The organism is Sulfitobacter sp. UBA1132, from assembly GCF_002311545.1.
GTDB lineage: Bacteria > Pseudomonadota > Alphaproteobacteria > Rhodobacterales > Rhodobacteraceae > Sulfitobacter > Sulfitobacter pontiacus.
Genome location: NZ_DCAN01000019.1, coordinates 204,459 through 225,138, shown reverse-complemented (window position 1 = coordinate 225,138; position 20,680 = coordinate 204,459). Strand labels below are relative to the sequence as shown.

Genomic DNA, 20,680 nt, shown 5'->3' with positions numbered 1-20,680 from the left:
GGGGCCCGTCGCGCACCAAGTCTGCATGCGGTTTTTATGGGTGCTCTGGGTGATACTGATGGCAGGGGCGGCGCAGGCCGAGCCGGACCGACGCTACTGTTCCAGCACCAAATGGGGCCATGCCCACTGCATCCGCCCTGCGCATTTCGTGTATGACACGTGCAACGCGATCAAGGTCTTTTCCGAGCGGCACGGGCTGGATAGCGGATTTTTCGCGCGGCTCATCTGGCAAGAAAGCCGGTTTGACCAAAACGCCTTGAGCCATGCCAATGCGCGCGGCATTGCGCAGTTCATCCCCTCCACCGCAGCGCTGCGCGGGCTGAAAGACCCATATAATCCTGCTGATGCACTGGAACACTCTGCCCAGTATCTTGCTGAAATGACGCAGAAATACGGGAACGAAGGGCTGGCCGCGATCGGCTACAATGGCGGCGAACGACGTGCAGAGGGGTTTCTGGACGGCAAAGGGCTCGCCCCCGAGACGGTCGCCTATGTCCCCATCATCACCGGTCTGGACGCCGAACAATGGCGCGATGCCCCGCCCAAGACGCCCGATTTCCGGCTATCAATAACGCAAGCTTTCCTGCCCGCCTGCTACGAGATGGCGCGCAATCGCCGGGTGACCGCCCTAAAGGTGACACCCCCTGCCCCGGTGATCAAACCCTGGGGTGTTCAGGTATCCTTCGGGACCAGCAAGGACCGCGCGCGGGATAAAGCCAATGCCCAGACAGCAAGCTGTCGCAGCGCGGTGAAAGGACGGCGTCTGGATTTCCTGTTCAAGAAAAACCGCGTGTCGCGCCGCAAGGGATTCTACTTTGGACAATACGGCAGCAACACCCGCACCGACGCCCAGCGCCTATGCGACAGGATGCGCGCGACCGGGTGCACCTGCTTGGTGGTGCAGAACTAATTCCCACTTTGAAGAGACGTCTATCCCGTTCTAAACCTCGTCCGCGAAGTGTTTGATCACCAGGCGGATCGGGTTCGGCGCTGCCTGCCCCAGCCCGCAGATAGAGGCATCGACCATAGCGGTCGAGAGCTCTTCCAGCAGGGGTTTATCCCAGCGGTCCGCCTGCATCAGCTTGACGGCTTTTTCGCAGCCCACGCGACAGGGGGTGCATTGCCCGCAGCTTTCATCCTCAAAAAAACGTAGCATATTCAACGCTGCGGCCTTGGCGCTGTCTTGGTCCGACAGCACCACGACAGCGGCAGAGCCGATGAAAGACCCGTGCGGCTGCAACGTATCAAAGTCGAGTGGTATGTCATCCATCGCAGCGGGCAGCAGCCCCGAGGATGGCCCACCCGGTTGATAGGCTTTGAACCGGTGCCCGTCGGCCATGCCACCCGCAGCCTCGATGACATCGGTGATCGTGGATCCCGCAGGCAGTTCATACATCCCCGGTTTGGCGACGCGCCCGGATACCGAATAGCTGCGCAGGCCCTTGCGCCCGTTCTTTTCCGTGCTGTTCAGCACCTCGGGCCCTTCGCGGCAGATGCGCGCCACCCAATGCAGGGTTTCAACGTTATGCACCAAGGTGGGCCGACCAAAGATACCCACCTGCGCCACATAGGGGGGACGGTGCCGCGGCAGCCCACGCTTACCCTCGATGCTTTCGATCATTGCGGATTCTTCACCGCAAATATAAGCCCCCGCACCGCGCCGCAGATCAATGTATCCTGCGGGAACAATGCCTGCAGCCTCGAGCGCCGCAATCTCTGTCCGAAGGAGCGCGAGCACCTGCGGGTATTCGTCCCGCATATAGAGAAACACTTTCTCTGCCTCTACGGCCCAGGCGGCGATCAGCATCCCCTCTAGGAAAAGATGTGGTACGCGTTCCAGGTACCAGCGATCCTTGAAGGTGCCGGGCTCCCCCTCATCGCCGTTGACCGCCATATAGCGCGGGCCCGCGTTATCCCGCACGAACCCCCATTTCTTGCCCGACGGGAAACCGGCGCCGCCAAGACCGCGCAAACCAGCGTCGAGCAAGTTTTGCTGCACGTCCTCCCAATCGCCATCACGGCGCAGTTTCTTAAGCGCCTCATACCCCCCGCCAGCGACATAGGCGTCGAAAGCTTCGTAGTCGGGCACATGCACATGGGTATCGCCTGCCGCGATGACCTGCTTCACCTTTTCCAACGTTGCGTGGTCGACAAAGTTATGCCCGATCTCAAGCGCCGGTGCCGTATCACAACGCCCCATACAAGGCGCACGCACGACACGCACTTCTGACGCGTCCAACCCGTCTTCCAGTGCGGCTTTCAACGCCTGCGCACCGGCCAATTCGCAGGACAGAGAATCGCAGATCCGTATGGTCAACGCGGGCGGTGGTGTTTCCCCCTCTTTCACCACGTCAAAATGGGCATAGAACGTTGCGACTTCGTAAACTTCGGCCATGCTCATGCGCATTTCTTCGGCCAAAGCGCGTAGGTGCGCCGCAGAAAGATGCCCGAATTTATCTTGAATAAGATGCAAATGCTCAATTAGCAGATCGGCACGTCGCGGTTTATCCGCCAATAGGGCGCGCACCTCATCCCACGCGTCCTCTTGCAGCTGGCGACCCTTGGTGTGGCTGCGCCCCTTACCCCTGCCGGATTTCCACACACCTTTGCGCGGTGCGTTTGCATCTGAGGTATCATGATTATCCAACGCCATCGGGCTGCCCTTTTGTATCGCTTGTGCATCACGCTATCAAAGCCGCATAAGCTTGCGCAGAGTAAAAGCGACCAATCCGCAGCAGTTTACGCGGTAGCTGCGGCGACCTAGGCCCTTTTTCACGCGCCGTTTCGCGTATAAGAAACACGCATCCCCAGCGGAGCCGCCCTATGTTCTGGTACAGCATCGCCAGCCTGACCCCAGCGATATTTCTGTTGCTCGCCTGTCTACGCGGCGGCCCCTGGCCCCTGATCGCGCTGCTGTCGATCACTGTGGTCGTGTTTTTCCTTGATAGGCTATCTCGCCGGCTGCCAGTGCGAAACTCTTCGGGTCGTGCCCTAAGCCTGACACTGGGCGTTGTGCATTTCACACTTTTACCCCTTGGGGTCTGGGCGCTAGGCGCAAGCGACACGTTGAACGTGACCGACAAGCTGTTGATTTATATCGGGCTTGGTCTGTTTCTTGGCCAGATCTCGAACTCCAACGCGCATGAGCTGATCCATGCCGCATCGAAATGGCCCCGACGGATCGGCACCGCGATTTATTGCAGCCTCTTGCACGGGCATCACGTGTCGGCCCACCTGCGCGTGCATCACATCTACGTCGCAACGGAGCATGATCCGAATTCGGCCAGATTGGGCGAAGGCTTCTATACCTATGCCCTGCGCGCCCTAAAAGGCGAGTTTATGGCTGGGCTGCGGGCTGATACGCGGCAGCGGCGTGGAAAACGGCACCTGTTGTCACACCCTTATGTCACCTATGTCACCGGTGCGTTGATCACCCTCGCCGCCAGCTTTGCAGTGGCCGGAATACGCGGGGTCGTTGCGATGCTGGCGCTGGCGGCCTATGCGCAAATGCAGCTGTTGCTTTCCGACTATGTGCAACACTACGGCCTGCGCCGCAAAACATCCGAAAATGGCAAGCCCGAGCCCGTGGGCCCGCAGCATAGTTGGAATGCGCCTGCGTGGTATTCCTCGGCGATGATGTTGAATGCGCCGCGCCATTCGGACCATCACATGCGCCCCTCGCGCGCCTTTCCGGCGCTGGAGCTGACACCGGGCACCATGCCGATGCTGCCGCGGTCCCTGCCGGTGATGGCTGTGCTGGCGCTGGTCCCACCGCTGTGGCACCGGGTGATGGACCGCCGTGTTGCGCGTTGGCAGCCGGTTCGCGATCAAGACTAGATCACGCCTCGGGTTTCTGGCACGCTGCGGCTATGAAACAGCTTGCCCTGATCCTCGCCCTGACACAGGCCTCCCCTCTGGCCGCGCAATCCATGATGTCGGCGGCAGAATTTGACGCCTATACACGGGGCAAAACCCTGTTCTACGCCCAAAACGGAGAGACCTACGGTGCCGAGCGGTATCTGAGCAACCGGCGCGTCGAATGGTCCTTTCTGGACGGTGAATGCAAGTCAGGCCGCTGGTACGAAGATACGGGAAAGATTTGCTTTACCTATGACGAGAATCCGACCCCCCAGTGTTGGCGCTTTCGCGAAGGGGCGGCCGGGTTGATCGCGCAGTTCGAAAACGACCCGACCACCACCGAGCTTTACGAGGCGCAAAACAGCGGTCAGGATTTCACCTGCCTCGGCCCGAAGGTAGGGGTCTAAGACCTAGAACAGGCTGCCTTGTTCGGGCGCTTTCTTGGGGGTCTTTTTGGGGGCCGCCCCGCCGCCGATCTTCATCTTGCCGTCGATAAATTCAATCTCGAGCGCCGAGGCATCCTGCGCCGCCTGCTTGGTTGTCACCACGCCCCCGTCGCCGCGCACCACGGCGTAGCCCCGTGCCAGCGTCGATTTATAGCTCAACATTTCATGCAGACGGTCAAGCCCTGCAATCTGTTTGTGCCAGCCTTGGGTCTGCCGTTGCCCGGCATCTGAAAGTCGCCGCGCAAGCGATTGAAAGGCTTCCTCTTTCCGCTTGCGGTCCTGCTCTAACGCGTCGGGGCGGAAACGGGCGATCAAACCCTCAAGACGGCGCTTTTGCTCGCGGCCCAATGCCTCGGGGCGGAAGCGATCGGCCAGGGCGGCCAGCCTGCGTTGCTCTGCCTGAAGGCTGCGGCGCAGGATGGCAGGGCGCAACGCGCCAGAGATGTCAGAGAGATGCACCTTGCGTTTCTGCACACCCGCGGTCAGCGCCGGACCCAGACGGGCGCCGCGCATATCGAGCCGTTGGCGCGGACCATCAAGCAGGCTGTCGGGCCGGGGCAAAGCGCGCGCCATGTCGCGCAACCGCTGGTCGCGGCGCGCAAGGCCCTGACTGAGCGCTTGGGTCATCCGTGCCTCCTGCCCATCAAGCAGGGCGACAAGTTCATGGCGCACAGGCACCGCAAGCTCGGCCGCCGCCGTCGGTGTGGGCGCGCGCTTGTCAGAGACATAGTCGATCAGCGTGGTATCGGTTTCATGCCCCACCGCCGAAATCAGCGGAATGTCGGATGCTGCGGCAGCCCTCGCCACGATCTCTTCATTGAACCCCCATAGATCCTCGACCGAACCGCCGCCGCGCGCCACAATCAACAGATCAGGCCGTGGAAGGGCACCCCCCGGGGTCAGCGCGTTGAACCCCGCAATGGCGCGCGCGACTTCTGGCGCGCATTTCGCCCCCTGCACGGCGACGGGCCAGATCAGCACCTTGCGCGGAAACCGGTCGCGCAGACGGTGCAGGATATCGCGGATCACCGCCCCCGAGGGCGAGGTCACGACGCCGATCACCTCTGGCAGGTAGGGCAGCGGGCGTTTGCGTTCAGGGGCGAACAGCCCCTCGGCCGCCAGCGCCGCCTTGCGTTTTTCCAGCAACGCCATCAGCGCGCCCATGCCCGCGGGTTTGATATCCTCGATCACGATCTGGTATTTCGACTGCCCGCCAAAGGTGGTGATGCGGCCCGTGGCAATCACCTCCATCCCCTCTTCAGGTTGGGTTTCAAGCCGTGCTGACACGCCTTTCCAGATCACACCGGAAATTACTGAACTGTCGTCCTTGAGGTCAAGATAGATATGCCCCGAACGTGGCCGGCTGACACGCCCCACCTCGCCGCGAATCCGCACATGGCCGAATTCGCCCTCGATCACCCGTTTGATCGCGCCCGAAAGCTCGGTCACGGTGAATTCCGGGCTGTTCTGCCCCTCGCGCGGGTCGTCGATCAGATCCATCAGCGGTGTCTTTCCGTGTTTATCTTGTGTCGGGCTCAGTCCCAGCTTAGAACGCGCAGCAACCAAGGCCAAGGGAGTGCAACCATGAACATCCTCATTCTGGGCAGCGGCGGGCGCGAACACAGCCTGGCCTGGGCCGTATTGCAAAATCCTAAATGCGACAAGCTGATCGTGGCACCGGGCAATGCCGGAATCGCCGCCATCGCGGATTGCGCCAGTTTCGACATCAACGACGGGGCCGCGGTGGTCGGTTTTGTCGATGAAAACAACATCGATTTCGTCATCATCGGGCCAGAAGCCCCCCTTGCTGCAGGCGTTGGCGATGATCTGCGCGCTGCCGGCGTATTGGTGTTTGGCCCGTCAAAAGCGGCCGCGGCGCTGGAAGCCTCCAAAGCCTTTACGAAAGAGATCTGCGACGCCGCAAACGCCCCCACAGCCGCCTATGGGCATTTCACCGACGCAGACGCTGCGCGGGCCTATCTGGCCGACCACCCTGCCCCGATCGTGATCAAAGCCGACGGCCTTGCAGCAGGCAAAGGCGTGATCATCGCCGAAACCGATGCCGAAGCGCTGGCCGCCGTCGATACGATGTTCGACGGCACCTTCGGCGACGCGGGCGCAGAGGTGGTGATCGAAGAGTTTATGGACGGCGAAGAAGCGTCCTTCTTTGTTTTGTGTGACGGCGACACCGTGCTGCCGATTGGCACAGCCCAAGACCACAAACGCGTCGGCGACGGCGATACCGGCCCTAACACCGGCGGCATGGGGGCCTATTCGCCCGCGCCGGTGCTGACCGACGAGATCGCCGAACGTGCGTTGGCAGAAATCATCCGCCCGACCATGGCCGAAATGGCCAAGCGCGGCACGCCTTACCAAGGGGTGCTTTATGCCGGTTTGATGATCAAGGACGGTGCCCCCCGTCTGGTCGAATACAACGCCCGTTTTGGCGACCCTGAGTGTCAGGTCCTGATGATGCGTCTTGGCGCGCAGGCTTTTGACCTGATGCATGCCGCCGCCGAAGGGCGCCTGAACGAGGCCCGCGTGAACTGGGCCGACGATCACGCTGTCACCGTCGTCATGGCCGCGCAAGGCTATCCCGGAAGCTATGACAAGGGCAGCGTTATCAAAGGGTTGGATGCCCTCCCCGAAGACAGCCGCAACATGGTGTTCCATGCGGGCACCGCCAAGAAAGACGGGGCGATTACGGCCATCGGCGGGCGGGTTCTGAACGTCACGGCGCGCGGCGACACCCTGGCCGAGGCACAGGCACGCGCCTATGAGATGGTCGAGGCGATTGACTGGCCGGGCGGGTTCTACCGCCGCGATATCGGCTGGCGTGCGCTGTCCTGAGGGCGCGGCCTGCTGGTCTGACGCGATGAACCGGGGGCTCGCCCCCGGACCCCCAGGATTTTTAACCAATTGGAAGCAAGTCTGTGCTCAGCTTGGGTTGAGCGTACAGGCTTTGGCGGCGGCGGTATTGCTGGCGGTGAAGGGCACGTCGAAGCTTCGCGGGCTTAGTGTTTTGCCGTCAAGCTGAAGGGCCACCATTTGCGATGGCGCACTGTGCTGCCACGGCATCTGCGCAAGGATCAATTCGGGGTGTGGGCCGCATTTGCGGATACCCCCCGCGATTTCCGGATCACCGATGCGGTGGTTGGTGAACCCCTCTGCCGTAGCAATGACGGTGAGGCCGCTGTTATCGTAAGCGAGCAGCTGCACCGAACCGGACAGATGCGGGGTGACGACGATTGCGATCTCGAGCCGCCCATTGCCGGTGAAGTCCGCAGCACCAATCGGGGCAAGCCAGCGTTTCTTCCGCCCGATAAAAGGCGTCTGCGCGATGCGCCCGGACGCGCCATAAACCGCAAGCCGCGCACCTTTGGACTGATGGCTTTCAACCACGATCACTTCGGGTTGGCCATCACCATCCAGATCCGCAATCCGGGGCGATGTGTCTTCGAATACAAGGACTTGGGGCAAGATTATGCGGCGGCTGGTGCCGTCAGCCAACCCCAGCGTCAGGCTGCCCCATTCGATCGCATCGCCCAATACGCCGTGATCATAACGTGTGGTCGGATCACCAAAGCTGGCGCGGGCGATGTCTTGCGCTGAAGCGGGCAGCGCATTGATCACGCATGCCGCAACGATCGGCAAAAGGCGCGACGAGATATGTCGCGCCAGCCGTCGCATCAGATCTGCTTTTCGGGCATTTTCACGCGCAGGCCGTCCAGCGCATCTGTGACCTTGATCTGGCAGGTCAGACGGGACGTGGCGGGATCGGGCTCGAACGCGAAGTCGAGCATATCTTCTTCCATGTCGTCCTTGGCGGGCACTTTTTCGACCCAGTCGGGATCCACATAGACGTGGCAGGTGGAGCAGGCGCAGGCACCGCCGCAATCGGCCTCGATCCCGGGAATGTTATTGTCACGAGCCCCTTCCATGACGGTCAGGCCATTGGCCACATCGACGACATGTTCGGTGCCATTGTGTTCTACATAAGTGATCTTGGCCATCTGAATGCCCCTTCGAATTTAGAATTTCGACATATGTAAACAGCAGCCCGCGGCTTCGCCAGCCCCTTTTCACGGCTCATGCAAGGGGATGGCATTATTCACATCCCGATAGGCCTATCATCTAGGCATTGCTGCGAAAAGCCGCTAGCCTGCGACGGACCCTTTGACCCGCAAGGCCCGGCTGTGCAGTATTTTTCCCGACCTTTTATTCAATTTGCCTGCGCATGTACGGTTCTCGTCTCGCTCGGAGCGTGTATCGCCCCCTCCCAAGACGCAGAGGCACCCGAGCCTGGCGTTCGCGAGGCGACAACCAAGGGCCCGGCAGGGGCTGCACCGGGCAGCTGTTGGGGGCGGACCGTATCACCTGCAGTGATCGAAACGGTGACGGAGCAGGTACAGGTGCAGCCGGCGCAGATCAGCTCTACCGGCGAGATCCAGTCGCTGCCGATCTACCGCACGGAAACACGGCAAAAGATCGTCTCTCCCCGTGTGGACAACTGGTTCGAGACCCCCTGCACCAGCGCGCTTACGCCCGACGTGATCGCAACGCTGCAACGCGCGTTAGAGGCGCGAGGGTTCTATGGCGGGGCCATTAATTCAGAGCTCGACGACGCGACACGGCGGGCAATGCGGGCGTATCAGATCAGCACTGGCGGGCCCGATAGCCCCGTTCTTGCACTGGCCACCGCGCGATCATTGGGTGTCATCGCCGTGGACATCCCCGGTGTTTCTCGGGACAGCAGCAGTTAAGAAACGACCTCAAGCGGTTGGAAAACAAAACCTTTTTCGGTGACTTCGCTGAACGCAGTGACGCCGAAGACAGCTTCGACAATCTCTGTCGTCAGCGCCGCCTGTGGCAAGTCGTCTGCGACAACTGCGCCGTTGTGCAACACGATCAACCGTGTGCAATGCCGCGCTGCCAATCCCAGATCATGAAGCGAGACGAGCACCCCGCGCCCTTGGCCCGCTGCTTTGGAAAAGCTTTCCATCGCGGCGATTTGATGAGCGGGGTCTAGCCCGGCGGTGGGCTCGTCTGAGATAAGCAAGGGTGCCTCTTGCGCGAGGCTACGGGCGATCAGCACGCGCGCCTGCTCCCCACCCGATAGCTGTGTGGCGGGACGATTGCGGAAGGTGTCCAAACCCATCTGCACAATGGCGCGATCTACGGCAGCCTGATCTTCTGCCTGTATTTTCTGCCCGCCCCGTAGATGGGGTGTGCGGCCCAGTCGGATGATCGTTTCAACCGTGACCGGCCATGCAATCTCGCGCGATTGGGGCATCCACGCGGCGGCACGGCCGCGCATGCGCGGGGCAAGTGCGGCGATTGAACTTTGGCCCTCAGCGGGGATCAGGCCCAGGGCCGCGCGCATCAAGGTCGTCTTACCGGCACCATTCGGCCCGACCAGGCCTACGACCTCGCCTTCACGTAAGGTCAGGTTGATGTCGGATAAAACGGTTTTCCGCCCCCGATGAACGGAGAGGTTTTGTAGTGATAGCAGGGTCATAGCCCTTCCCTCCGCGTGCGATAGATCAGGTGGAGAAACAGCGGCGCGCCCACCAATGCCGTCACAACCCCAAGCTTGAGATCACGGTCGGGCACCACAAGGCGCACAAGGATATCCGATGCGAGGATCATCGCCGCGCCGCCAAGTGTCGCAGCCCATAGCAACGCCCCCGGTCGCGCGCCAACAAAGCCACGTAGCAGGTGCGGCATGACCAGCCCCACAAACCCGATCGCCCCCGCCACGGCGGTAGAGGCACCAACGACCGCCGCCGTACCGATAATGACCGTGAGGCGAAGCCGGAATAGGTTGATCCCCATCGCCTCTGCCGCGTCTTCGCCCAAGGTCAGCGCGTCAAGCCCACGCCCGAGGGTCGCCAACAGGACACCGCCCCCAAGCAGAAAGGGCATCGCGATCCAGACATGGGTCATGGACCGGTCCGCCAGAGAGCCCATCATCCAGAATACGATCTCATTCGCCGCATAGGGGTTCGGCGACAGGTTCAGCACCAGCGAGGTCAATGCCGCAGCAAAGGCCGATATTGCGATACCAGCGAGGATCAGCGCCAGTGACGTGCCCCGAGGGCCTGCCAACAGCAACACCAACAACACCCCCAGCAGGGCACCGCCAAGCGCCATTGTGGGAAGCGCGAGTGCTGCAAGCGCGGCCAATCCGGTCTGTATCGCCAGCACAGCCCCCAACGCTGCAGAGCCAGATACCCCGATTAACCCCGGATCCGCCAAGGGGTTGCGCAGATAGCCCTGCATCGCAGCGCCAGAAAGCCCCAAAGCACCGCCGATCATCACGCCCAATAGCGCACGCGGGAGCCTTATCTCGCGCATGACGGTGGCCAGCGGGCCGCCCTGCCCGGTGACCAACGCGTTCAAACTGTCGCCCATGGATGCGCTGGACGGGCCAATCAACAGCGACCCTATAAATAGCACACCCACAAGGCTGCCGAGGCCAAGCACCAGGACTGCTGACCGCCCCATCAGTAGCCGACCCGAGCACATTGGCACTTCATTTGCCCCACTGCATAGGGCGCAACACTTAACATTGGGTGAATGGATATGCTCATCGTTCCGCTCATAATTTCTCCCCGACCCTCCTAGTCTCATCACAGTTGCGCGCAACCTTCGAGGGGCGTTTGGACACTGCCGCAATATAAGCTCACACACCCGTGAACTTTTCCACGCGCTAAGGCGTTGAGGTTTAAATCCTTCAACTGCTGGAGCCATATTTGGAACATCTGCCCTCAATCCGGCGCTCGCTTCAGTTGCTGGTCCTGATTTCCCTTTTCGTCACCGCGTATTTCGCCAAGGACTTGATATTGCCCATTGTTCTGGGTTTTTTGCTTGCCCTGACCCTGTCGCCCGTGGGCCGTGCGCTTTATCGCATCGGCGTGCCGCATCCTGTGTCGGCCTTTTTGCTGGTGACCGCGACGAGCTTGGTGATTGCTGCCGTGGTTTTACTGTCCGCGGGCACCGTGGCGATCTGGAGCGACGAGATTCCGGAAATGGGACGCGAGATCCAGATAAAGCTGAGCGGCGTGAGCAATGCGGTTGAAACGATGCGATCTGCCTCGGAAGAGGTAGAGAAACTGGGCACCGAAACCGGCGGCAAACCGCAAGAGGTTGTCGTGCGCCAACCTGGCTTGCTCGACACCGCGATGGATACGGTGAGCAAAACTGGGGCGTCGCTGGCGGTGATCCTGATTCTGGCGCTGTTCTTACTTGGCTCTGGCGAGCTGTTTTACTTAAAACTTGTGCAATCCATGCCGACGTTAACGGAAAAGAAACGTGCGCTGCATACGGTCTATGACGTGGAGAAGCGGGTGTCGCGCTACCTGCTGACGATTGCCACGATCAATGCCGTGCTCGGCATATTAGTCGGGACCTATCTGACAGTGCTGGGCTTGCCGTCGGCCTATATCTGGGGGATCGCGGCGTTCATGCTGAACTTCCTGCCTTATATCGGCGGGTTTGCGGGGGTGCTCTTGGTCGCGGGATTCTCTCTCGTGACGTTTGATACCATCGGTTATGCGATGTTGGCCCCGATCGGTTACCTGACGCTGACCCTCTTAGAGGGGCAGATTATCACCCCGTGGCTGGTCGGTCGCCGATTGGAAATGAATACCGTCGCGGTATTTCTAACGGTCGTGTTTTGGGGGTGGCTATGGGGCATCCCCGGCGCATTGGTCGCGGTGCCCTTTCTTGTGGTGTTCAAAGTCGTTTGCGAGAACTTTGAACCGCTCCATACCATCGGGAATTTCCTGTCCGCAGAGCAGGTTAAACCCGATGATATGAAGGATCAGGAAGTCATGTCAGCCAGCGAGTGAGGGCAGCCACAACACGATAGACGGGAAGGCCACCAACAATGCGATTGTCACGGCATCCGCGATAAAGAACGGTGTCACGCCCTTGAACACGTCCTGAACGCTCAGGTCAGGGCGTACCCCTGCAACCACAAAGCAGTTGAGGCCAATGGGAGGCGTGATCAGACAGAACTCTGCCATCTTCACCACCAAGATTCCGAACCAGATCGCACACATCGGCCCCGACATGCCAAAGGCGCTATCCGCGGCAGAGACGAACTCGCCCCCGTTCAGCGCCATGACGGCAGGATAGACCACCGGAAGTGTCAGAAGCAGCATGCCAATCGCATCCATGAACATCCCCAGCACCGCATAGGCCAGCAGGATGCACACGAGGATCAGGATCGGCGAGGCCTCAAGCCCCGAAATCCAGTCGGCGAACGCGCCCGGCAGATCGGCGAAGCCCAGGAACCGAACATAAATCAGAACACCCCAAATGATGGTAAAGATCATCACCGTCAGCTTCGCGGTTTCAAGCAGCGCGTCCTTAAGCTCGGCCCACCGCATGCCGCGATAAAGCGCCATCAGGAACACGATAAACGCGCCCACGGCCCCGCCCTCGGTCGGGGTGCCCCATGCGTCGCCGAAAGGGTTGTAAACAAAGAAAATAATGATGATCACAACCGCAAAGATCGGCATGGCGGCAGGGAGAGACGCGAACCGTTGCTTCCAGGTAAAGCCGCTTACAGGGGGGCCGACGCTTTTCCAGATGGTCGCAATGCCCACGATCAGCACGGCATAGACGATGGCCGAAAACGCACCGGGGATAAAGCCCGCCAGTAGCAGCTTGCCCACGTCTTGTTCAACGATGATCGCATAGATGACAAGGATCGCCGATGGCGGGATCAACGAGGCCAAAGTGCCCCCGGCCGCCACGACGCCCGCCGCGAATTTCTTGTTGTACCCGATCGCCAGCATCTCGGGGATGGCGATACGGGCAAACACCGCTGCCGTCGCGACCGAAGCACCGGAAACCGCTGCAAAGCCCGCGGTTGCAAAGACGGTCGACACAGCAAGACCGCCTGGCAGCCAAGCAATCCAGCGTTTTGCGGCCTCGAACAAGGCGCGGGTCAGACCGGCATAATAGGCAAGAAAGCCGATCAGAATGAAGGTGGGAATCAAGCTTAGCGTCTGGCTCGACACTTTGGAGTGTGGCACCTGCCCCGCGGTCTTGATCGCGACCGTCAGCGCCCAGTCCAGCTCGGACCACTGCATGCCTTTCTTGGACCAGAAAATCCAGATCAGGCCGACCAGACCCGCCATTGCCGCGGCGAAAGCCACACGCATACCGAGCACCACCATAAGCAGCAGCCCGCCCGAGACCCATAGGCCAATTTCAATAGGATCCATAATCAGTCCCGCCCGTCTAGATGTTCAGCTTCCGCCATCGCCTGTTCGGCCGCGGATTGTACCAAGGGTACGGCAACGGGGTTTTCCAACCCCAAAACAAAGGCCCGGCCATAGCCCCAGATCTGCAGCAGCAACCGCAGGGCCAGCACCGTAAAGGCCATTGGCACGATCAGTTTCGCAGGCCAGATCGGCAGACCGATATCGATCGAGCTGTCACGGCTCCACATCGGGGCGGCGAAGTCAAAGCTGCGCTGGAAATGCGCCCAAGAGCCCCAGATCAGCGCCAGCATAAGGATAAAGATCAGCACGACCGAGAATGTCTCGGCGGCCCATAGCGCGCGGCCTTTAAGCTGGCCGATCAGGATGTCCATGCGCACATGGCCGCCGTTCCGCTGGGTATAGGAAATGCCCATGATCGCGATCAACGGCATGGCGAATTCAATCCAGTCCACATACCCCGCCAGCGGCGTGCCAAAGAACTTGCGGCCACCAACGGACCAAACGGCAAGCACCATCAGCATGAAAACGGCAATACCAGAGACCAGAGCAAACACGGTTTCAAGGCGTAAAAGCCCTTTGTCGATACGGCTAAGCAGACTGCCGTCTTCGAGCACGGCGGAGGAACCGGCCATGATGCTTTCCTTTCAAATGAGTGGGAGGGAGATCGTACAAACAAAGGGGGCCTGCATCGGCAAGCCCCCTCCTCGCGCCAATTAGTTGGACGCGCGTTTTTCTTCAAGCGTTTTGACGACCAGGTCATAAAGCTCTTGGCCAGGGATGCCTTGGGCTTCCATGTCCTTGATCCAGGCTTCACGCGCAGGGTCAGCTGCCTTGGATTTGAACTCGGCCAGAACTTCGGGCGTGAACATCACTTTTTCGACGCCTTTTTCTTCCAGCACGGCGTCCCAGCGGTTCAGCAGCTCGCCATAGTTCGCCAGATAGTGATCCAGCGCCTCATCGACAGAACCGTCCAGCGCTTCTTTTTCCGCGTCCGACAGGGCCTCATAGGCATCGATGTTCACCACAACAGGGCAGTTCACCGTGCCGGGGTTGAGGTTCGCGGTCCACCAATCGGCCTTGTTGATCGTACCAAAGCTCAGGTGTGCGTGCTGCGCGAACGCCACGGTATCCACAACACCGGATTCCATTGCGTTATATGCCTCGGAGGAGGTCACGGAGGTCGGCACAGCGCCCACGGTTTCGAAGGCTTTGCCCAGACCACCTGTCGCACGCACGCGCATGCCGTCAAAGGATTCCAGCGTATCGCGAGGCTCGCCTGTGCCAACAAGATTGTACTGCGGCATTGGCGAGGTCATCAGCATCTTGGCGTTCCACTGTGCCATCTCTTTGGCCACGGCGGGGTGTGCATACACAGCGCGGGATACGGCAACTTCTTCTTCAAGGTTCTGAACCCCAAGGAAGGGCAGTTCTAGCACGGTGATCGCGCGGTTCTTATCGGCGTGGTAACCAGCACAGAATTGCGCCATCTCGAAGGCACCGATGGAAATACCATCGAGGTTGTCGGAGTTCTTGGACAGACCGCCATAGCTGACATTGATGGTGAATTCGCCATTGGTCTTTTCGGACACAAGCTCGGCAATCTTTTCGACATGCTCGGTGAAGGCACGACGTTTACCCCAGACAGAGGCGTTCCATTCCGTCGCGGCCGCTTGCGAGGCAAAAGCGAAAGTCAAAGCGCAGACAGCTGCGCCGTTCAGTAGATTGTTCATTGATATCTCCCTTATGCGGGCTGTTTGGGGCCCGCTTGGGCGAAATACTATCCTTAGGGCAACTTGCTGCCAACCCCTGAACATATCTCTTGATTGCCCCTGTGGGAGCCTTCGGCGAGGATTTTTCACCATTTGGAACCATGCCCTGCGCGCGATCGGCCCCGTTAACAAGCAATCGGTGCTGTTTCCTAGGGTTTTGGCAGGGTTGTCAGCGAAATTTACTAGTCCGCGCAGCAGACGGAAAAATATTTACAGACAAACCGCGTGTTTCCATATGCTTATTTCCTTCTTTTCACTTCCCGTTATGATCTGCCAAGGGAGAGCCGCCGCGCCTATGCGTCCGAGCGGCAGAAAACGAACAGAGTTCTGAGGGAGGAACCATGTCCAACGTCGCCACACAGACCTATCCGCCATCCGACGACATGGCGGCCAATGCCCATGTGAACGCCGCGAAATACGACGCGATGTATCATGCCTCTATCGCGGACCCCGAAGGGTTCTGGCTGGAGCAGGCGCAGCGCATCGACTGGATAAAGCCGTTTACCAAGGTCAAAGACGTCGATTTCACTTTCGGTCAGGTCAAGATCAATTGGTTTGCCGACGGTGCGCTGAACGTCAGCGCCAATTGCATCGACCGTCATCTTGAGACGCGCGGCGACCAGACCGCGATCATCTGGGAGCCGGACAGCCCGGACGAAGAGGCGCAGCACATCAGCTATCGCGCCCTGCATGCCCAGACTTGTAAAATGGCCAATATCCTGCGCGATATCGGCGTCGGCAAAGGCGACCGGGTTATCATTTACATGCCGATGATCCCCGAAGCCGCCTATGCCATGCTGGCCTGCGCGCGCATCGGTGCGATCCATTCGATCGTCTTCGCCGGGTTCTCTCCGGATGCGCTGGCGGCACGGGTACAGGGGTCGGACGCCAAGGTTGTAATCACCGCAGATTATGCGCCCCGCGGGGGCAAAGCGACACCGTTGAAGGCCAACGCGGACAAGGCTTTGGCAGGCTGCGACCCATTGGTCAAATGTCTGGTGGTGCGGCGCACTGGCGGTGATGTGGCATGGAATGATGCGCGCGACGTGGATTATACCGCGCTTGAAAAAGAGGCTTCTGACACTTGCGCGCCGGAAGAGATGAACGCCGAGGATCCGCTGTTCATCCTTTATACCTCTGGCTCGACCGGTCAGCCCAAAGGGGTCGTGCATACGACGGGTGGCTATCTGGTCTATGCCGCGCTGACCCACGAGGTCACGTTTGATTACCACGATGGCGATGTCTATTGGTGCACGGCCGATGTGGGCTGGGTGACGGGCCACAGCTATATCGTCTACGGTCCGCTTGCCAACGGGGCGACAACGCTCATGTTCGAAGGCGTGCCCACCTACCCCGACGCCAGCCGCTTTTGGCAGATCTGTGAAAAACACAAGGTAAATCAATTCTACACCGCCCCGACCGCCATTCGCGCGCTGATGGGCAAGGGGCGGGCCTTTGTGGACGGTTGCGATCTGAGCAGCCTGAAACTGCTTGGCACCGTGGGCGAGCCGATCAACCCCGAAGCCTGGAATTGGTACAATGACGTTGTGGGCAAAGGAAACTGCCCCATCGTTGACACATGGTGGCAGACGGAAACCGGCGGTCACCTGATGACGCCGCTGCCCGGTGCCCACGCCACCAAACCCGGCGCCGCGATGAAGCCCTTCTTTGGGATCAAACCGGTCGTACTTGAACCCACCACCGGTGCCGAGATCGAGGGCAATGACGTGGAGGGGGTTCTATGTATCGCTGACAGTTGGCCAGGCCAGATGCGCACGGTCTGGGGCGATCACGAGCGGTTCGAGCAGACCTATTTCAGCGACTACAAGGGCTACTACTTCACCGGTGACGGGTGCCGCCGGGACGCGGATGGCGATTACTGGATCACGGGCCGCGTGGATGACGTGATCAACGTCTCCGGTCACCGGATGGGCACGGCCGAAGTCGAAAGCGCTTTGGTCGCGCACCCTAAGGTGGCAGAGGCCGCGGTCGTCGGGTTTCCCCATGATATCAAGGGACAGGGCATCTATTGCTATGTCTCTTTGATGAGCGGTGAAAGCCCGAGCGAGGACCTGCGGGCCGAGCTGCGCAACTGGGTCCGCTCGGAGATTGGCCCGATCGCTTCGCCCGATATGATCCAATGGGCCCCCGGCTTGCCCAAAACCCGCTCAGGCAAGATCATGCGCCGCATCCTGCGCAAGATCGCAGAGAATGACTATGGCACGCTTGGCGATACATCCACCCTGGCAGAGCCCGAGGTTGTCGACGATCTGATCGCGAACCGGATGAACCGCTAGGACCACATAACGCGAAAGGGGCACCAAATGGTGCCCCTTCTGCATATCGCTCTATTGGCCTGAATTAGCCTTCGACGCGCTGCAGTGTAATTTCACCCACGCCGATGGCAAAGTTTACGCCGTTCTGCGTGTTGACGCTCACTGGTTGCAGCGCCAGCGTGTCCTCGGAACCGCCGACCATGACGTTTGCACCTAGGCCCACACCAAAAGTGGCTTCAGCAGAAACACCTTGATAGTCGCCGTTCAACCCGCCTTCGTAATATTCGGATTCAGTTGGTGCCAGCACCAACCACGACATCTGACCATTCTGGGTCTTACCGATATCAATGCCGTAGCGTTTGATGTCGCCGATGTAGGTCTCGTCAGCCAGACCCTCTTGCACGGGATTGAAGGTGCAGGTCAGTTCACGGGTAGACCCGAAGATGAAGCCCGTGCCATCACCAACGTCACAGCTCAGCGAGCCGACCTCGGTGTGGTCCACAGTCTCGCCGTCGTCGGCAAGTGCAGGCGTGGACAAAGCAGCGCCGGTGACAAGGGCTGCGACAGTCAACTTGATGGGGGCAAAACGGTTCAGTGTCATAGTTAATCCTTCCGGCGGGAAACCCGCCAATAACAGTCGTGAGCGTCGGCATTCGGGTGCCTGTTGGCGGTAGCTGGAACCTCATATCCCAACACCCCTTCTCCGACAGGCAGTCCGAAATCTCGAAGTCATGCCTCTCAGTGGGGGAACAACACGGCAGGCGCTATTCGGTTCCACACAGCGGATTTTATCAGCCACCATCGCCACTCGCAGAGGGCGTGCCGCAACGGGCCGGGGTTTGCTGTCTGGACAAATCCGGCTCCCCGTGGCACCGCTGCGGCATGGCTGATCCTTTGCACCACTTCATCCCCCTGCCCGATGCCACAGTCGAGCTACGCCGCGCCTTTGGCCGTTTTGGCACAGGGGTCACGATTGTGACGGTGCAGACCGCGAATGGCCCATTGGGGATGACCGCGAACTCCTTTTCCTCGGTTTCGCTGGACCCGCCCCTGGTGCAGTGGTCCCCCGCGCTCAGTTCCAAACGTCATGACGCATTTACCAACGCGGCGCAGTTCGCTGTGCATATTCTGGGTAGCGGTCAGCGGGCACTGGCAGATGCCTTTGCTGTCTCTGGCGACGCGTTCGACCAATTCGACTGGACGGTTGGCCCCAATGGCGCACCGACACTGGCAGGCTGCCTCGCCAGCTTCCACTGTGACACCTACGGCGTGCATCCGGCGGGCGACCATTCCATTATCCTCGGGCAGGTCACGCACGCCGCTTATGACCCAGATGACAGCGTTGCGGGCCTGATGTATGACCAAGGCCGCTATGGCCGTTTTACACCGCTGACGGAATAGCCCGTAAGCCGTTCCAAATGGTCAAAATCCCGGGGATGTCCCGGCATCGCCGGGACGGGGGCTGCCCCCCCGCCGAGCTGAACCGCAGAACAAAGCGCTCAATAGCGGATCAATAGTCCTTCTCAAAGAAGATACCGATCCCGGTGTTCCCATCGGACCCGACCGTCCCCTTCGCCGTCAGGTTCTTGGTCAGATCAAGGTTGATAGACACATCCGCTGTCCCGTCAGAGGCGGCGGTCACATCGGTGTAGACATTCTCAGAAATGTATTTACCCGCGCGGACAGCCGTGGCACCGCTGTCTGTGGTGGTCACATCCAGATCGTCCAGCCCGAACCCTGTGCGCAGGTTAGAGATCACCCCCGCGCCACCGCGTCCGGCAAGTGTCGCCACCGCGCTGGCGAGTTGCAGCGCCTGAAACGCCGAGATTTCAGAGATGTTTCGCCCAAACAGAAGCTGCGCCAGCACCTCGTCCTGCGGTGCATCGGGTGTCGATTCAAAGGAAACCTCGGGCGATGTGGCTTTGCCCTCGATCACGATACGAACCTCGCCTGTGTTGGTGGTCGTCGAGGTTACAAACCTCAGATAGGGCACCAGATCGCCTTGGAAGCGCACGGCCCCCTCGTCCAGCTCGAACCGTTTGCCAAGAATATCCAGACGACCACGGATCAGGTCGAAGCGACCGGCCGAGATGATGCGATTGGTCGATCCCGTCAGCAAAAGGCTACCGCCCAGTTCCGCATCCAGACCACGGCCGCGCACGAAAATCCGCCGTGGCGCGTTGATGCGGACGTTCAGGCCAAACCCCGGCCCACTGTCGCTACTTGCCGCGGGATCCGTGCCCGCGTCGGCACCGGTCAAACCGGCCTTGCGACGGGTCGCAACTACGTCTGCTGGCGCGCCGATGAAATCGATCTGTGGAATATCGCCGATGCTGGTCATACCTGTTGACGGCACGCTTACCTCGGTCTCGCCCACGTCGATCTGACCGCTGATATTCGCCCCCCCCGAAAGCGGTCCCGCAAGACGCAGGGTGCCATCAAGCGACGTGCGATACAGCGATGGATCGATCAGCACGAGGTTGTTCAATCCGATCTGGATATCGGCGGGCAGTGATCCGGTCAGGGTCACCGCCCCGCCCGCCTTGATCTGCCCGCCATCAGCGCTGCGCGCAGAAAGGTCGATTTGCGCGCGATTATTGGCCAGCCGGATATCCGCTGCGATGTCCTGAAGTGTCACCCGAAGGTTGGGGGCGGACAGCGACGCGTTAGAGGTTTGAATGCTCCCGTTGACCGACCCAAGTGCCGGCGGGCCGTTCACCGTCAAATCGAACCGTGCCTGACCTTGCAAGCTCCGCGGCGCAATGAACGGGGCGGACAGCCCCAATGGCGCGTTCCCGTTCACGTCAAGGTTCAGATTGCCATCGCTGCCCACAAGCCCCGCGATCGTGGCACGGGTGCCCGCTGGTCCGGTGGCGTTCGTATTGACCCGCCAACCAGCGCTTTCCTGCTGTGCGGTACCGGTCACATTCAGCGGGCCGGACAGTTTTGGCACCACGGCCCCCAGATTGGGGATCGTGACATCATAATCCAGCGCGGGCGCATCCCCCGTGACAACCCCCTGCACAGACGCCCGGGCGGCATAGGGGCCCGTCGCGTTTGTATCTACGGCGATGCCGGCGGGGGGGTGGCGC

The 20,680-nt window shown here is 60.4% G+C and carries 19 protein-coding genes; 8 read left to right on the top strand and 11 right to left on the bottom strand.

Features of this window, described 5'->3' with window-relative positions; all coding sequences use genetic code 11:
* Nucleotides 1-58 precede the first annotated feature (58 nt).
* Nucleotides 59-910 (top strand): lytic transglycosylase domain-containing protein, encoded by an 852-nt coding sequence (locus tag B4F27_RS14890; protein WP_286760130.1) that lies wholly within the window; start codon nt 59-61, stop codon nt 908-910.
* Between the two features lie 30 nt (nt 911-940).
* Here the strand turns inward: B4F27_RS14890 and B4F27_RS14885 are convergent, their stop codons facing one another.
* Complete coding sequence (locus B4F27_RS14885) at nt 941-2,653, bottom strand: NAD(P)H-dependent oxidoreductase subunit E (RefSeq protein ID WP_286760012.1); 1,713 nt, start codon at nt 2,651-2,653, stop codon at nt 941-943.
* Between the two features lie 170 nt (nt 2,654-2,823).
* On the opposite strand from B4F27_RS14885, the gene B4F27_RS14880 reads away from it, so the two are divergent.
* Both B4F27_RS14880 and B4F27_RS14875 read left to right on the top strand, forming a co-directional pair.
* Nucleotides 2,824-3,837, top strand: a complete 1,014-nt coding sequence (locus B4F27_RS14880) for an alkane 1-monooxygenase (RefSeq protein WP_286760011.1) — start codon at nt 2,824-2,826, stop codon at nt 3,835-3,837.
* 32 nt (nt 3,838-3,869) lie between these two features.
* On the top strand, nt 3,870-4,265 hold the full coding sequence (locus B4F27_RS14875; RefSeq protein WP_286760010.1) for a hypothetical protein: 396 nt from the start codon (nt 3,870-3,872) through the stop codon (nt 4,263-4,265).
* A 3-nt stretch (nt 4,266-4,268) separates the two neighbouring features.
* Here B4F27_RS14875 and xseA read toward each other — a convergent pair whose 3' ends face one another.
* Nucleotides 4,269-5,804, bottom strand: coding sequence for an exodeoxyribonuclease VII large subunit (gene xseA, locus B4F27_RS14870; RefSeq protein ID WP_286760009.1), 1,536 nt, complete (start codon nt 5,802-5,804; stop codon nt 4,269-4,271).
* An 84-nt stretch (nt 5,805-5,888) separates the two neighbouring features.
* Between xseA and purD the strand changes: the two genes are divergently transcribed.
* Nucleotides 5,889-7,154 carry a phosphoribosylamine--glycine ligase gene (purD, locus tag B4F27_RS14865; protein ID WP_005854217.1) on the top strand — a complete coding sequence of 422 codons (1,266 nt, stop codon included), beginning with the start codon at nt 5,889-5,891 and terminating at the stop codon, nt 7,152-7,154.
* Nucleotides 7,155-7,241: 87 nt separating this feature from the next.
* Here purD and B4F27_RS14860 read toward each other — a convergent pair whose 3' ends face one another.
* Nucleotides 7,242-7,994, bottom strand: coding sequence for an FG-GAP repeat domain-containing protein (locus B4F27_RS14860; protein WP_286760008.1), 753 nt, complete (start codon nt 7,992-7,994; stop codon nt 7,242-7,244).
* Nucleotides 7,994-8,317 carry a 2Fe-2S iron-sulfur cluster-binding protein gene (locus B4F27_RS14855; protein ID WP_005854231.1) on the bottom strand — a complete coding sequence of 108 codons (324 nt, stop codon included), beginning with the start codon at nt 8,315-8,317 and terminating at the stop codon, nt 7,994-7,996. The genes B4F27_RS14860 and B4F27_RS14855 overlap by 1 nt, the downstream gene beginning before the upstream one ends.
* A gap of 381 nt (nt 8,318-8,698) precedes the next feature.
* Here B4F27_RS14855 and B4F27_RS14850 point away from each other — a divergent pair, with 381 nt between their 5' ends.
* Nucleotides 8,699-9,067, top strand: coding sequence for a peptidoglycan-binding domain-containing protein (locus B4F27_RS14850; RefSeq protein ID WP_240790820.1), 369 nt, complete (start codon nt 8,699-8,701; stop codon nt 9,065-9,067).
* On the opposite strand, the gene B4F27_RS14845 is transcribed toward B4F27_RS14850, so the two are convergent.
* Together B4F27_RS14845 and B4F27_RS14840 are read right to left on the bottom strand one after the other, a co-directional pair.
* A complete protein-coding gene (locus B4F27_RS14845) occupies nt 9,064-9,822 on the bottom strand; it encodes an ABC transporter ATP-binding protein (RefSeq protein ID WP_286760007.1) in 759 nt (252 codons plus the stop codon). The genes B4F27_RS14850 and B4F27_RS14845 overlap by 4 nt on opposite strands.
* Nucleotides 9,819-10,811, bottom strand: a complete 993-nt coding sequence (locus B4F27_RS14840; RefSeq protein WP_286760006.1) for a FecCD family ABC transporter permease — start codon at nt 10,809-10,811, stop codon at nt 9,819-9,821. Before B4F27_RS14840 ends, B4F27_RS14845 begins: the two co-directional genes overlap by 4 nt.
* A gap of 248 nt (nt 10,812-11,059) precedes the next feature.
* On the opposite strand from B4F27_RS14840, the gene B4F27_RS14835 reads away from it, so the two are divergent.
* On the top strand, nt 11,060-12,157 hold the full coding sequence (locus tag B4F27_RS14835) for an AI-2E family transporter (RefSeq protein ID WP_005854243.1): 1,098 nt from the start codon (nt 11,060-11,062) through the stop codon (nt 12,155-12,157).
* Here the strand turns inward: B4F27_RS14835 and B4F27_RS14830 are convergent.
* The 3 genes from B4F27_RS14830 to dctP all read right to left on the bottom strand — a co-directional run bounded on the left by B4F27_RS14830 (nt 12,143) and on the right by dctP (nt 15,273).
* On the bottom strand, nt 12,143-13,543 hold the full coding sequence (locus tag B4F27_RS14830) for a TRAP transporter large permease (protein ID WP_005854245.1): 1,401 nt from the start codon (nt 13,541-13,543) through the stop codon (nt 12,143-12,145). The two genes, B4F27_RS14835 and B4F27_RS14830, sit on opposite strands and share 15 nt — an antisense overlap.
* A gap of 2 nt (nt 13,544-13,545) precedes the next feature.
* Complete coding sequence (locus B4F27_RS14825) at nt 13,546-14,175, bottom strand: TRAP transporter small permease subunit (RefSeq protein ID WP_005854247.1); 630 nt, start codon at nt 14,173-14,175, stop codon at nt 13,546-13,548.
* An 81-nt stretch (nt 14,176-14,256) separates the two neighbouring features.
* A complete protein-coding gene (gene dctP / locus B4F27_RS14820) occupies nt 14,257-15,273 on the bottom strand; it encodes a TRAP transporter substrate-binding protein DctP (protein WP_005854249.1) in 1,017 nt (338 codons plus the stop codon).
* Nucleotides 15,274-15,653: 380 nt separating this feature from the next.
* Between dctP and acs the strand changes: the two genes are divergently transcribed.
* Nucleotides 15,654-17,609: an acetate--CoA ligase gene (gene acs / locus B4F27_RS14815; RefSeq protein WP_286760005.1), complete on the top strand. Its 1,956-nt coding sequence runs from the start codon at nt 15,654-15,656 to the stop codon at nt 17,607-17,609.
* A gap of 64 nt (nt 17,610-17,673) precedes the next feature.
* Here acs and B4F27_RS14810 read toward each other — a convergent pair whose 3' ends face one another.
* Complete coding sequence (locus B4F27_RS14810) at nt 17,674-18,189, bottom strand: DUF992 domain-containing protein (RefSeq protein WP_286760004.1); 516 nt, start codon at nt 18,187-18,189, stop codon at nt 17,674-17,676.
* A 281-nt stretch (nt 18,190-18,470) separates the two neighbouring features.
* On the opposite strand from B4F27_RS14810, the gene B4F27_RS14805 reads away from it, so the two are divergent.
* On the top strand, nt 18,471-18,989 hold the full coding sequence (locus tag B4F27_RS14805; RefSeq protein WP_286760003.1) for a flavin reductase family protein: 519 nt from the start codon (nt 18,471-18,473) through the stop codon (nt 18,987-18,989).
* Nucleotides 18,990-19,098: 109 nt separating this feature from the next.
* On the opposite strand, the gene B4F27_RS14800 is transcribed toward B4F27_RS14805, so the two are convergent.
* A partial coding sequence (locus B4F27_RS14800) for a translocation/assembly module TamB domain-containing protein (RefSeq protein WP_286760002.1) occupies nt 19,099-20,680 on the bottom strand: 1,582 nt, incomplete at its 5' end.